Consider the following 12,707-nt stretch of genomic DNA (forward strand, 5'->3'; position numbering starts at 1 on the left):
TCCTAACTGCAGTTCTTGAGCTGCTTGCGCACGTCGGCGGGGGCCTTGTCGCACGAGCCCGTGCCGACCGCGACCCACATGGCCTTGGCGTCGTCGAAATGGAACAGCACCGTCGCGCGGTCGCCCTCGGTGCGGGCGGTGGCGTACTGCAGCACGCAGCTGACGTCGGTGAGCCCCTTGCCGAGCTGCACGGCCGCGGCGAGCTGGGGGTCGGTGACGAGCGCCTTCTCCAGCGCGGGCGCGTCGACCGGGCAGCCGCTCGCCGCGCTCACGCCGGGCTTGAGCGGCGCGGGGCCGGTCTGCGGCAGCAGGGAGGTCTGGTCCGGGGTGGGGAGGTTGGGGGTGGACTGGGCCTGGGGGGTCCCGCCGGAGCAGGCCGCGAGGGTGGCGGCCGCCCCGGCGAAGACAGCGAGGAGTGTGTATCTCACCCCGGCAATTTACGACACTCGATCGGGTTAGTTCTGGCAACCCTTGAGGTGTGTCGCGATATCCGCGGGCACCTTGTCCCGGCAGACGCCGTCGGTGCCGCCGGAGACCGCGGCCCAGGTCTTCTTCGCGGCGTCGTACTTGAACAGCACGACCGCCGCCTCGAGGTTGGTCGGCTGCGCGGAGGCGGTGGCCCAGCCCGCGTAGCAGCTGACGTCCTTGAAGCCCTTGCCGAGCACGATGGCGCCGGCGATCTCGGCGTTGGCCTTGAACGCCTTCTCCAGCGTGGCGGCGGTGACCGGGCAGCTGCTCGGGGCCGTCACCGGGCTGGGGGCCGCCGGGCTGCTGGGCGCCGCCGCCGCGGCACTGGTGGCCGGCGGGGCTGCCGCGGCGTTCGAGGCGGCCGGAGCCGCGGGGTCATCGGAGCAGCCGGCCAGCGCCGCCGCGGCGAGCGACAAACCCGCAAGAGCGAATCGAATCTTCACACGCGGCATGGTGGGGCCTGGCCGCCCCGCGGTCGAGTCGGCTTCACGACACCCGGGCGAGGAAGCGCTCCAGCACCTCGACGACCAGCGCGTGATCGTCGGCCTGGGGCAGACCCGACACCGTCACGACCCCGACGACGCCCACATCGCGGACACGGATGGGGAAGGCGCCGCCGTGGGTGGCGTACTCGGCGGGGTCGACCCCGTACGCGGCGTCGAAGACCTTGTCCCGGGCCGCCAGTCGCCGGCCCACGAGGTAGGAGGAGGCGTGCAGCCGCTCCACCACCCGGATCTTGCGCTCGATCCAGCGGTCGTTGTCGGGTGCGGTGCCGGGCCGGGCGGCGTGGAACAGCTGCTGGCCGCCCCGGCGGATGTCGACCGTGATGGCGAGGGAGCGCTCCTGGGCCGTCTCCACCAGCAGGCAGCCGAGCGCCCAGGCGTCGTCGTTGTCGAACCGGTCGAACAGCAGCCGGGCCTCCTGGGCCTCCAGCTCCTTGATCAGATCGTCCATCACCACATGCTCCCAAGCCGCTCTCAAGTCACCGGCAAGTCCGGCCCGCAGAATTCTGCAGCATGAGGACACGGACCTTCACGCTGTACATCGCCGCCACGCCCGAGCTGGTCTGGCGGGCGCTCACCGAGCCGGAGCTCACCCGGCAGTACTACCTCGGCCTCGCCGTCGACTCCACCTGGCAGCCCGGCGCCCCGATCGTGTTCCGCACCGACCAGGGCCCGGTCGCCGAGGCCCTCTACGGCGAGATCCTCCACGTGATACCCGGGGAACAGCTGATACACAGCCTGCACGCGGCCCAGTGCTGGCTCACCTGGGACGTCGCGGCGGTCGAGCCGGGCCTGACCCGCGTCGCGCTGAGCTGCGACGACCTCGACGCGCGGCCCGACCCCGAGCGTGACGAGGCGTGGGCCCGGGTGGCGAGCGGCCTGAAGACGGTCCTCGAGACCGACGTCATGTTCCGGACGACCTGACGGTCCGGCTAGCCGATCCAGCCCACGAAGGCGCCCTTGGCGGAGCGGGGCGCCGGGGCCGGGGACGTCTCGCTCGCGACCACGGCGGACAGGGTCCGGGTCAGCCAGGCGTTCACCGACAGGCCCTCGCGTGCGGCCGCCTCCTCGATGCGCTGCTTGAGCTGCTCGGGCGGGCGGAAGTTGATGCGGCCCACGGGGCCCTCGGGCGACGGCTCGGGCGCGCTCACGGGCGACGGCGCCGCCGTGGGCTCGCCGTCGGCGGTGGTGACGACGAAGTACGGGTTGCGGTCGCGCACGCGGACCTCGACGGAGCCGGGCGCCAGGTCGCGGGTGATCTCGTCGGCCGCGTCCGACAGCACGTCGAACATGGCCAGCCGGGTCGCCGAGGCCACCGCGGCGGCGAGGCGCTCGGCCAGCGCGGTCTCCTCGGGACCCGCGGCCGCGAGCAGCTCGGCGCGCAGGCCGTCGACGTAGCGGGTCAGGTCCATGCCGCCAGTATCGCGCAACTATGGCGAATTCCATGGCGCCACCGGCGCCATCGACGGGCCCGCGCACGGCAGGATGGGTGATGTACCCAGGCGACACACGGGAGACGCTCGATGATCCAGTTGCTCGCACCGGACGGGACCCTGCGGTCGGACGCGGACGCACCGCTCGAGGTGACCCCTCAGCTGTGCCGCGACCTGCTGCGCGACATGGTGCTCGCGCGCCGGTTCGACGAGGAGGCGCACGCCCTGCAGCGCCAGGGCGAGCTCGGCCTGTGGCTGATGGCGCTCGGGCAGGAGGCGGCCCAGGTCGGCTCGATGCGGGCGCTCGAGCCCGGCGACTACGTGTTCCCCAGCTACCGCGAGCAGGCCGCCGCGCGCTGCCGCGGCATCACCCCGGCCGAGCTGCTGGCCCAGTGGCGCGGGATCACCCACTCGGGCTGGGACCCGCGGCGGTACCAGTTCCACATCTACAGCCTCGTGCTGGGCACGCAGGCGCTGCACGCGACCGGGTACGCGGTCGGGGTACGACTGGACGGCTCCGACGAGGTGGTGCTCACGTACTTCGGCGACGGCGCGAGCAGCCAGGGCGACGTGAACGAGGCGCTCAACTGGGCCGCGGTCGCGGGCGCCCCGATCGTGTTCTTCTGCCAGAACAACCAGTGGGCGATCTCCACCTCGACGAGCCGGCAGATGGCCGCGCCGCTGCATCGGCGCGCCGTCGGCTTCGGGCTGGAGTCGTACCACGTCGACGGCAACGACGCGCTCGCCGTGCACGCGGTCACGGCCCGGGCCGCGGCGTCGGTGCGCAGCGGCGGCCCGCCGGTGCTGATCGAGGCGATGACGTACCGCATGGCGGGCCACAGCACCTCGGACGACCCGCGCCGGTACCGCTCCGACGCCGAGGTGGAGGCGTGGCGCCAGCGCGACCCGATCGCCCGCCTCGAGCGGCTCGTGCGGGACCGCGGCTGGGCCGACGACGACTGGTTCGCGGCCCTGGCCGCCGAGTCCGGCACCGTCGCCGCCGAGACCCGCGCCGCCTGCCTGGCCCTGCCGGACCCGGTGCTCGGGGACATGTTCGCGCACGTCCTGCAGGAGGAGAGCGAGCTCGTCCGGCGCCAGCGGGAGTGGATGGAGGCGTACCACGCCACGCTGGCTTGATTTGGCGCCATGATGGCGCCATAGTGATGTCATGACTGACTCGGGCATCACGGTCACCGGGCTGCGCAAGTCGTACGGCAACCAGGTCGTCCTCGACGGCATCGACCTCGACGTCCCGGCCGGGACCATCTTCGCGCTGCTCGGCCCCAACGGCGCGGGCAAGACCACGATGGTGCACATCCTGGCCACGCTGATCCCGCCCGACGCGGGCGGCGCCACGGTGGCCGGGCACGACCTCGCCACCGAGGCCGGGAGGGTCCGTGGCGCCATTGGCGTCACCGGCCAGTTCTCGGCCGTGGACAACCTCCTCACCGGCGAGGAGAACCTGCTGCTCATCGCCGACCTCCTGCACCTGCCGCGGCGCGCGGGCCGGCGCCGCGCGGCCGAGCTGCTGGAGCGCTTCGAGCTCACCGACGCGGCGCGGCGGACCCCGGCGACGTACTCCGGCGGCCTGCGGCGCCGCCTCGACCTGGCCATGACCCTGGTCGGCGACCCGCGCGTGATCTTCCTGGACGAGCCGACGACCGGCCTCGACCCGCGCAGCCGCCGCACCGTGTGGGAGATCGTCCGGGGGCTCGCCGCGGACGGGGTGACGATCTTCCTGACCACGCAGTACCTCGACGAGGCCGACCAGCTCGCCGGGCGCGTCGCCGTGCTCGACCGCGGCCGGATCGTCGCCGAGGGCCGCCCCGACGAGCTCAAGCGCCGCGTGCCCGGCGCGCACGTCCGGCTCGGCTTCGCGGGCCCGGAGGCGCTCAACGCCGCGGCCGCGCTCCTGCCCGCCGCGACCGTGCTCCTCGGCGAGGGGGCGTTCGAGCTGCGGGTGCCGGGCGACGGTACCGCCGCGGATCTGCGGAAATTGCTCGACCGCCTGCAGACCGGCGGGGTCGAGCCCGACACCCTGACCGTGCACACACCCGACCTGGACGACGTGTTCTTCGCCCTGACCGGGCACGCCGTCCCCTCCGCCGCCGCCTTTCCCGAAACGGAGACCGTGCGATGAGCGACGCCCTGACCATGCTGCGGCGCGACCTGCGGCACAACCGCCGCAACCCGTCGACGATGTTCGGCGCCCTGATCGCCCCGGTGCTGATGCTGCTCATGTTCGTCTACATTTTCGGGGCCGCCACGGACCTCGGCGAGGACTACCTCGGCTACGTGGTGCCGGGCATCCTGGTGCTCTGCATCGGCTACAGCGTCGGGCAGACCGCCGTGGCCGTGGCCACGGACATGAACGAGGGCATCATCAACCGGTTCCGCACCATGGGCATCTCCCGCGCGGCGGTGCTGACGGGCCGCGTGCTCGGCACCGTCCTGCGCACGCTGCTGTGCGTGGCGATCATCCTGGGCCTGACCGTGCTCATGGGGTACCGCCCCCACGCGGGCGTGACCGGCTGGCTCGTCGTGGCCGGGATCGTGGCCCTCGCCGCGTTCGCCGCGGCCTGGCTGACCACGGCGATGGGCCTGTCCGTGCGCAGCGTCGTGGCCGCGAGCTACGCGGCCCTGCCGGTGACCCTGCTGCCGATTCTGAGCAGCGCGTTCTCGCCCACGGGCCGCATGTCGCCGGGCGTGCGGGCGTTCACGGAGCACCAGCCGTACACCCCGATCATCGAGACCCTGAGGGGCGCGCTGAACGGGACCCCGATCGGCGCGCACCTGTGGTGGGCCGTGGGGTGGTCGGTGGCGATGGCCCTGGGCGGGTACCTGTGGGCCCGGGCCCGCTTCACGCGCCCGCCGACCCCGCGGTGAGGCAGGATGGTCGGCATGGCCATCACGCTGCCGATCGATGATGCGGCGAACGAGTACCTCACCCGCAGCCCCCTGGCGCTGCTCATCGGGATGACGCTCGACCAGCAGATTCCGCTCGAGAAGGCGTTCTCCTCCCCGTACGTGCTGGCGCAGCGCCTCGGGCACGAGCCGGCCGCGCCCGAGCTGGCCGAGTTCGACCCCGCGGCGCTGATCGCGATCTTCGCGACCCCGCCGGCGCTGCACCGCTTCCCGAAAGCCATGGCCGGGCGGGTGCAGGAGGTCTGCCGGGTGCTGACCGAGCGGTACGACGGCGACCCGGCCGGCCTGTGGGACGGGGTGGCCGACGGCGGCGAGCTGCTGCGCCGCGTGCAGGGGCTGCCCGGCTTCGGCAAGCAGAAGGCGCAGATCTTCGTGGCGCTGCTCGGCAAGCAGTACGGCGTGCAGCCCGACGGGTGGCGCGCGGCCGCGGGCGGGTACGGCGAGGAGGGCTCGCACCGCTCGGTCGCCGACATCGTGGACGGGCCGTCGCTGGCGAAGGTGCGGGAGTACAAGAAGCAGATGAAGGCGGCCGCCAAGGGCTAGGCCCTGTCCTGCCGATCATGCCGGCCTGCGCCGGGCCCAGACCCTCGCCCAGGCCGGCCCGGCGCGCTGCGCCAAGCCGGCCCGCCCAAGGCGCTGCGCGCACCCCGCGAAGGCCGGGTTACAACACCGGTAGCCAGGCCTCCGCGGGGCACACGCAGGCGAAATCTGGACCTCGTCTCGGCTCGACATGACCGGCAGGACAGGACCTAAGCGAGGTGGCGCCACTGCTCGGACGTGGCGAAGAAGCGCACCAGGCCCAGCAGCCGGCTCGCCGGAGGTGCGGTCCAGTGGCGCGCGTGCGACGGGGTGGGGTCGCGCAGGCGGGCCAGGGCCCAGACCAGGTGGTGCCAGAGGACCCGCGGCTCCATGTTGATCCCGCCGTACCCGCGCAGCGCCCACGGCACGACGGTCAGCGGCAGCTTCGCGAACTCGGTGGCCGGGTCGGCCAGCATCGCGTCGCCCCAGTCGACCAGCCCGGTCAGGGTGCCGCCCGCGGTCATGATGTTCTGCGGGGCCACGTCGCCGTGCACGGGCACGGGCAGCGGCGCGATCGGCACCCGCGGGGCGAGCCGGTCGAACCAGCCGCCGAGCCACTCCGCGCCCTCCTGGTCGAGGCGGCCCTCGGCCCGCAGATCCGAGACCAGCGCCCACGGGTCCGGGGACGGCGCGGCGACGGGCAGCCCGGGCGGGGGTGCGACGCGGTGCAGCTTCGCCAGTTCCCGGCCCACCTGCTCGAAAAGCTTCGGCGTCGGTACCCGCTGAGCCTCCGCATCCGCCCCGCGAACCCGCTCGGTGAGCAGGTAGGGCACCGTGGCGTCGAACTCGACCACGGCCGGCGTGAGCACCCCGCCGCGGCGCGCCGCGGGGATGATCGCCGCCTCGGTGAACAGCCGCGCGGCGTCGGGGCGGGTGCGTGGGACGCGCAGGACCAGGTCGTCCCCGAGCAGGTGAAGGTGGTTCGCCCCGCCCGCGGGTCCGGCCTGTACCTTCTCGGGCGGCACCCCGTGCCGCGCCGCCACCGCCTCCGGTAACCCGTCCACGCCAGACTGTGGCACGCCGACATGTGGCGCGGCAACGGATGCGGATGGGGCCAACCGGCCGTAAGGTGCATGCGTGCTGAAGGGATTCCGGGATTTCATCTCCCGTGGCAACGTCATCGAGCTCGCCGTCGCGGTCGTCATCGGCGCCGCCTTCACCAACGTCGTCAACGCGTTCACCGATGGCTTCCTCAAGCCGCTGATCAGCCTGACCGGCGGCATCGGGGTCGACGACAAGCAGGGCCTCCACATCGGCAAGCAGGTGCTCGCGTGGCCCAGCTTCGTGAACGCGCTCATCACGTTCCTGCTGACCGCCGCCACCGTGTACTTCCTCGTCGTGCTGCCCATGAACAAGCTCGCCGAGCGCCGCAAGCGGGGCCTGGAGCCCGAGCCGGCCGCGCCCAGCGACGAGATCCGGCTGCTCACCGAGATCCGTGACCTGCTGGCCACCGGTACCACCGACCGCGACCGGGGCCCGGCCGGCGGCACGAACCCGGGCGCGCCGATCAGACCCACGGACACCTGACCCACCACACACCCCTTGCGCGTGGCAGACTCGAACCAATGGCCCGCAGGGATCGCCCACAGCTGATCACCGACGCGGCGCGGAGCCCCGAGCAGGAGCTTCGCGCCCGTGAGGTGCGCTATGTGTCCATGATGCTCCTGCGCGCCGCGTGCGTGGTTGTCGCCGCCATCCTGGTGGCGACCCGCCCGCCGCTGTTGTGGCTGTGGCTGTCGCTCTGCATCGCGGGCGCGGTCTTCCTGCCGATGATCGCGGTCCTGCTGGCCAACGACGCGCCGGTGCGGCCCGAGAACCGGCTCCGGAACCGCTTCAAGCGCCGCAAGCCGACGTCCCACCCGGACCCGGACCACGCGCTGACCGAGCGCGAGCACAAGGTCATCGACGCGGACTAGGGCCGGTCGCCCGCCTTGGGCGGAGCGAGGCCTCTCGCCCGGACGCGCACGGCGCGCTGGTGGAGCGCGACCACTTTGGGTGACGCGAGAAGTCCCGCCCGGGCGGGACTCGGGTCGGCCGTCCACTCAGAGCGGTGCGAGACGTCCCGCCGGGACGTGGGCCTCGGGCGGCGCGAGACGTTCCGCCCGGGCGCGGGCTACGGTCGGCCGCCCACCTTGGCGACCGCGCGCGCTCCGAGCTCGTTCCCGGCCTCGAGCGCCGCCGCGGCGTTCTGCCCCGCCAGCCAGGCCGCGAGGAAGCCGGCCGCGAACGCGTCGCCCGCCCCGGTCGGGTCGACGATCTCCGCGACCCGCCGACCGGGCGCCCGCGCGGTGCCGTTCGCGTCGGCCCAGGCCGCTCCGGCCGCGCCCGACTTCACCACCACCGCGTCCGCGTGGGCGAGCAGCTGCGCGGGGTCCTCCGAGCCGAGAACCCGGGCCTCGTCGAGGTTGGCGAAAAGGAGATTCGGCCGCGGTACCGTCGCCAGGAACCCGGCCCCGCCGCGCTCCCGCAACGGGGCCGCCGACGCCGCGTCGAGACTCGTGGTCAGCCCGCGCCGCCGCGCCTCGGCCAGCGCGAACCGGCCCGCCGGGGCGCAGTCGGCGTCGAAGAGCACGTAGGCCGACAGGTGCAGGTGGCGCAGGCCCGGCCGGTCGAGCGCGCGCTCCACGTCGGCCGGACCGAGCAGTCGGTTCGCGCCGCGGTCGGTGAACATCGTGCGCTCGGCGTCGGAGGTCAGTACGACCACCGTGCCCGTCGCCATGCCCTCCACCCGGCGCACGCTCGTGGCCACGCCGGCCTGGTCCAGCTCGGCGACGCGGGCGTCGCCGGGCTCGTCCCGCCCCGCGACCCCGGCGAACGTGACCGGGCAGCCGGCCGCGGCGAGCCAGGCCGCGGTGTTCGCGGCCGAGCCGCCGCCGGCGATGCGGACGGCGGCGATGGTGTCCGAGCCGATGGCGAGCGGGCCCTCGTGCACGGTGAGGATGTCGGTGACCACGTCACCGATGACCAGGACGGTCACGTCAGACGGCGGCGGCGATGCGGGCGGCCAGGTCGGCGTTGCGCAGGATGATGCGCACGTTCACGTCCAGGCTCTTGCCCTCGGTCGCGGTGTGGAAGTGCGACAGCAGGTACGGCGTCACGTCCTTGCCCGTGACCCCCTCCCGCTCGAGCCCGGCCAGGCCCTCGGCCAGCACACGGTCGTGCAGGGCCGGGTCGAGCTGCTCGCCGAGGGGCAGCGGGTTGGCCACGACCAGGGCGCCGCGGTGCACGTCGTGGCCGCGGGCGGCGCGGATGATCTCGGCGACGGCGGCCGGGTCGTCGGCCGACCAGTCGAGGTCGAAGCCGGCGTCGGTGAGGTAGAAGCCCGGGAAGCGGCGGGTACCGTAGCCGACCACGCCGACGCCGAGGGTCTCCAGGCGCTCCAGCGTGGCGCCCACGTCGAGGATCGACTTCACGCCCGCGCAGACGATCGTGACCGGCAGGCGCGACAGGGCGGTCAGGTCCGCGGACTCGTCGAACGTCGAGGCGGCGTCCCGGTGTACCCCACCCAGGCCTCCGGTCGCGAACACCGCGATCCCGGCCCGCACCGCGATCGCCGAGGTCGCCGCGACCGTCGTGGCCCCGTCGACGCGCGCGGCCGCGGCCGGGGCGAGGTCGCGCACCGACAGCTTGACCACGTCGTCGCGCTCGGCCAGGTGCCGGATCTCGTCCTCGGACAGCCCGACGACGATCTCGCCGGCGATCATGCCGATCGTGGCGGGCACGGCGCCGGCCGCGCGGACGGTCGCCTCGATCTCCTTGGCGACCGTGAGGTTGGCCGGTCGCGGGAGGCCGTGGGAGATGATGGTGCTCTCGAGCGCGACGACGGGCGCGCCGCTGTGGCGGGCGGCCTCGACGTCGGCGCCGAACCGGATGGCGTGGTTGATCACCAGCTCACGATAGCCTGCGGCGGTTCCCCTCCAGTCTCGCTCGTTCCCGCCCCGGCGCGGGGTTATCCACAGGCTTCGCCGGGTTATCCACAGGGCGATGGCGGTGCGGGCCAATTCCGGCCGGGCCTGGCAGACTGGGGGGCGTGACGACCACTCCCGAGAACGGTGGCGGGACTCTCACCGACGAGCGCGTCGACGAGCAGACCAGCACCGACTACCGCTACGACGAAGGCGACCACGAGAAGTTCTCGCACTACGCCCCCAAGGACAAGATCATGCAGGCCATGATCGAGGGCACGCCGGTGCGGGCACTCTGCGGGAAGCTCTGGGTGCCCTCACGCGACCCGAAGCGGTTCCCGGTCTGCCCGGTGTGCAAGGAGATCTACGAAAACGTCGTGCAGAACGACGACCCGAGTTCGTGACGTTCGGCTCGGTTCGGCGCATCGCCGGCCGATGCCCGCTAGGCTGTCAACGCCTTCGCGGTCCGCGCTGACGCGAGGGCGTTTTCATGCGCCAGCCCGGCCGTGATCCTGCGCGCCGGGTGATGTGCGCCGCGCCGTTGCGTGCACAATGCGGCGCGGTTCAGCCATAGGGCGGCGTCGCCGTCGGCCGTGCGGGTTTCGCACGCGTCGATGTCGTTGCGGTTGTCGCGTTCGGTTGTCGCACGGGTTGTTCACTGTGCGGCGTCGATGCGATGGCCGTATGTCGGTGTCGGCTGTGTGGTTTGTCGTGCGGCGGTCGAGTGTCGTGCGGTTGTCGTGCGGCGTTGATTGCCGGGCGGTTCCGTGCGGCGTCGCGGGTGCCTTGCGGTGCCGTGCGCCTTACGGTTCCGTGTGGCGCCGTGCGCCGTCCGGTTCCGTGTGGCGTCAGGTGCCGTGTGGGTCCGGCCGTGTCGGGACCGTGTGGCGCCGGGTGCCGTGGGCCTCTATGGCGTCGGTCGTCGTGCGGGTCTGTGCGGCGTCGGGCGCGATGTGGGTCCGGCAGTGTCGGGGTCCAGGTGGGTCCGGCGGTGTCGGGGCCGTGTGGGCTCGTCGCGCGGGGGTGTGCGCGGGCGTTGCACGGTCCGGGGGAGTGTCCGGGACGTAAGTCGTATCGGGGAGGGGTGCCGCATGCCGCCGCGTCCGGTGGTGCAGCAAGGTCAGACGCTTCGGCAGTGGCAGCGCAAGGCGCTCATGGAGTACCTGCGGGGCAAGCGCGAGGACTTTCTCGCGGTCGCCACGCCCGGTGCCGGCAAGACCACGTTCGCGCTCCGGGTGGCGTTGGAGCTGTTCGGCGACGGCACCATCGACAACCTGACCGTGGTGACCCCGACCGAGCATCTGAAGACGCAGTGGGCGCAGGCCGCCGCCCGGGTCGGGATCGACCTCGACGCCGGGTTCCGCAACGCCGACGTCCACACGTCGAGCGACTTCCACGGCACCGTGGTCACGTATGCGCAGGTGGGGGTCGCTCCCGCGGTACACAAACGGCGGACCGTCACCCGAAGAACCCTCGTGGTGCTCGACGAGATCCACCACGCCGGCGACTCGAAGTCCTGGGGCGACGGGGTGAAGTCGGCGTTCGAGCCCGCCGTCCGGCGCCTGATGCTCACGGGGACGCCGTTCCGGTCCGACGAGAACCCGATCCCTTTCGTCGAGTACGAGCGCGGGCCCGACGGCATCCAGCGCTCACGCTCCGACACCGTCTACGGATACTCCGAGGCCCTGCGCGACGGGGTCGTGCGGCCGGTGATCTTCCTGGCGTACTCCGGCGAGACGCGCTGGCGCACCTCCGCCGGTGATGAGCTGTCCGCCCGGCTCGGCGAGCCGATGACGCAGGATCTCATCGCCCAGGCCTGGCGTACCGCCCTGGACCCCAAGGGCGACTGGATGCCGCAGGTGCTGCGGGCCGCCGACGCGCGCCTCGAGCGGCTCCGCTCCGGCGGCATGCCCGACGCCGCCGGCCTGGTCATCGCCAGCGACCAGCAGAACGCGCGCGCGTACGCCAAGGCGCTCGGCGAGATCACCGGCGAGAAGGCAGTCGTCGTGCTCTCCGACGACGTGGGCGCGTCCGGCCGCATCGCCGCGTTCTCCGCGTCGAAGGACAAGTGGATGGTCGCGGTGCGCATGGTGTCCGAGGGCGTGGACATCCCGCGGCTCGCCGTCGGCGTGTACGCCACCAGCGCCTCCACCCCGCTGTTCTTCGCCCAGGCCATCGGCCGGTTCGTGCGCGCCCGCCGCACCGGCGAGACGGCCACCGTCTTCGTGCCGAGCGTCCCGCACCTGCTGGAGCTGGCCAGCGAGATGGAGGCCCAGCGCAACCACGTCCTCGGCGAGCCCAAGACCAAGGAGGGCTACGACGACGACGAGCTGGAGCGGGCCAACCGCGAGGAGAAGGCCGGCGGCGAGCTCGAGGGCGCCTTCGAGGCCCTGGGCGCGACCGCCGAGCTGGACCAGGTCATCTTCGACGGCGCCACGTTCGGCCTCCCGGCGGCGACGGGGACGGCCGAGGAGGAGGAGTACCTCGGGCTGCCCGGCCTGCTCACCCCCGACCAGGTCACGGCGCTGCTGAACAAGCGCCAGTCGGAGCAGATGGCCGCCGAGAAGCGCCGCGGGGTCGCCGCGCCCGCGGCCGCCGCCGCGCCGGAGATCCCGCCCCAGCCGCGGACCGCGGGGGAGCGGCGCATCGTCCTGCGCCGGCAGCTCAACACCCTCGTGGCGGCCCACCACCACCGCACCGGCCTGCCGCACGGCAAGATCCACGCGGAGCTGCGCCGGCTGTGCGGGGGGCCGCCGAGCGCACAGGCGACGATCGAGCAGCTGGAGGAGCGGATCGCCACCATCCAGACGCTCTGACGCGCCCTGGGCGGGTGGTTACGCCGCACAAAAAAAGACCGCAGGGGACCCCGGAGGGCCGCCCTGCGGTCGGCGTAT

General features: G+C 73.2%; 16 protein-coding genes. 9 read left to right on the forward strand and 7 right to left on the reverse strand.

From position 1 onward, the window contains the following. Positions 1-2: 2 nt before the first annotated feature. From ACPPVO_RS09000 to ACPPVO_RS09010, 3 genes are read right to left on the reverse strand one after another with little or no spacing between them, the layout of a single operon-like run. Complete coding sequence (locus tag ACPPVO_RS09000) at positions 3-428, reverse strand: hypothetical protein (RefSeq protein ID WP_360388650.1); 426 nt, start codon at positions 426-428, stop codon at positions 3-5. Positions 429-455: 27 nt separating this feature from the next. Then, on the reverse strand, positions 456-911 hold the full coding sequence (locus ACPPVO_RS09005; RefSeq protein ID WP_426510760.1) for a hypothetical protein: 456 nt from the start codon (positions 909-911) through the stop codon (positions 456-458). Positions 912-954: 43 nt separating this feature from the next. Then, positions 955-1,422 (reverse strand): heme-degrading domain-containing protein, encoded by a 468-nt coding sequence (locus ACPPVO_RS09010; RefSeq protein ID WP_360388644.1) that lies wholly within the window; start codon positions 1,420-1,422, stop codon positions 955-957. Positions 1,423-1,484: 62 nt separating this feature from the next. Here ACPPVO_RS09010 and ACPPVO_RS09015 point away from each other — a divergent pair, with 62 nt between their 5' ends. Next, complete coding sequence (locus tag ACPPVO_RS09015; protein WP_426510761.1) at positions 1,485-1,895, forward strand: SRPBCC domain-containing protein; 411 nt, start codon at positions 1,485-1,487, stop codon at positions 1,893-1,895. Positions 1,896-1,903: 8 nt separating this feature from the next. Here ACPPVO_RS09015 and ACPPVO_RS09020 read toward each other — a convergent pair whose 3' ends face one another. Further along, positions 1,904-2,383 carry a toxin-antitoxin system HicB family antitoxin gene (locus ACPPVO_RS09020; RefSeq protein WP_426510762.1) on the reverse strand — a complete coding sequence of 160 codons (480 nt, stop codon included), beginning with the start codon at positions 2,381-2,383 and terminating at the stop codon, positions 1,904-1,906. Positions 2,384-2,494: 111 nt separating this feature from the next. On the opposite strand from ACPPVO_RS09020, the gene ACPPVO_RS09025 reads away from it, so the two are divergent. The 4 genes from ACPPVO_RS09025 to ACPPVO_RS09040 are packed head-to-tail and all read left to right on the forward strand — an operon-like array spanning position 2,495 to position 5,872. After that, positions 2,495-3,541 (forward strand): thiamine pyrophosphate-dependent dehydrogenase E1 component subunit alpha, encoded by a 1,047-nt coding sequence (locus ACPPVO_RS09025; protein WP_426510763.1) that lies wholly within the window; start codon positions 2,495-2,497, stop codon positions 3,539-3,541. A 31-nt stretch (positions 3,542-3,572) separates the two neighbouring features. Next, entirely contained in the window at positions 3,573-4,544 is a 972-nt protein-coding gene (locus ACPPVO_RS09030) for an ATP-binding cassette domain-containing protein (RefSeq protein ID WP_426510764.1), read from the forward strand. Continuing rightward, positions 4,541-5,290 (forward strand): ABC transporter permease, encoded by a 750-nt coding sequence (locus tag ACPPVO_RS09035; RefSeq protein WP_426510765.1) that lies wholly within the window; start codon positions 4,541-4,543, stop codon positions 5,288-5,290. The genes ACPPVO_RS09030 and ACPPVO_RS09035 overlap by 4 nt, the downstream gene beginning before the upstream one ends. Before the next feature lie 15 nt (positions 5,291-5,305). After that, positions 5,306-5,872, forward strand: a complete 567-nt coding sequence (locus ACPPVO_RS09040) for an HhH-GPD-type base excision DNA repair protein (protein ID WP_426510766.1) — start codon at positions 5,306-5,308, stop codon at positions 5,870-5,872. A 206-nt stretch (positions 5,873-6,078) separates the two neighbouring features. Here the strand turns inward: ACPPVO_RS09040 and ACPPVO_RS09045 are convergent, their stop codons facing one another. Further along, positions 6,079-6,912, reverse strand: coding sequence for a phosphotransferase family protein (locus ACPPVO_RS09045; RefSeq protein WP_426510767.1), 834 nt, complete (start codon positions 6,910-6,912; stop codon positions 6,079-6,081). A gap of 73 nt (positions 6,913-6,985) precedes the next feature. On the opposite strand from ACPPVO_RS09045, the gene mscL reads away from it, so the two are divergent. Then, positions 6,986-7,435 (forward strand): large conductance mechanosensitive channel protein MscL, encoded by a 450-nt coding sequence (mscL, locus tag ACPPVO_RS09050; RefSeq protein WP_426510768.1) that lies wholly within the window; start codon positions 6,986-6,988, stop codon positions 7,433-7,435. A gap of 38 nt (positions 7,436-7,473) precedes the next feature. Then, positions 7,474-7,824, forward strand: a complete 351-nt coding sequence (locus ACPPVO_RS09055; RefSeq protein WP_426510769.1) for a DUF3099 domain-containing protein — start codon at positions 7,474-7,476, stop codon at positions 7,822-7,824. 197 nt (positions 7,825-8,021) lie between these two features. On the opposite strand, the gene ACPPVO_RS09060 is transcribed toward ACPPVO_RS09055, so the two are convergent. Next, positions 8,022-8,885, reverse strand: coding sequence for a carbohydrate kinase family protein (locus ACPPVO_RS09060; protein ID WP_426510770.1), 864 nt, complete (start codon positions 8,883-8,885; stop codon positions 8,022-8,024). Between the two features lies 1 nt (position 8,886). Beyond that, positions 8,887-9,795 carry a pseudouridine-5'-phosphate glycosidase gene (locus ACPPVO_RS09065; RefSeq protein ID WP_426510771.1) on the reverse strand — a complete coding sequence of 303 codons (909 nt, stop codon included), beginning with the start codon at positions 9,793-9,795 and terminating at the stop codon, positions 8,887-8,889. 143 nt (positions 9,796-9,938) lie between these two features. Between ACPPVO_RS09065 and ACPPVO_RS09070 the strand changes: the two genes are divergently transcribed. Continuing rightward, entirely contained in the window at positions 9,939-10,217 is a 279-nt protein-coding gene (locus tag ACPPVO_RS09070) for a DUF3039 domain-containing protein (protein ID WP_360387652.1), read from the forward strand. Between the two features lie 687 nt (positions 10,218-10,904). Next, on the forward strand, positions 10,905-12,629 hold the full coding sequence (locus ACPPVO_RS09075; RefSeq protein ID WP_426510772.1) for a DEAD/DEAH box helicase: 1,725 nt from the start codon (positions 10,905-10,907) through the stop codon (positions 12,627-12,629). Positions 12,630-12,707 lie beyond the last annotated feature (78 nt).

The sequence above is a fragment of the Dactylosporangium sp. McL0621 genome (genome assembly GCF_049995355.1).
Classification (GTDB): domain Bacteria; phylum Actinomycetota; class Actinomycetes; order Mycobacteriales; family Micromonosporaceae; genus Dactylosporangium.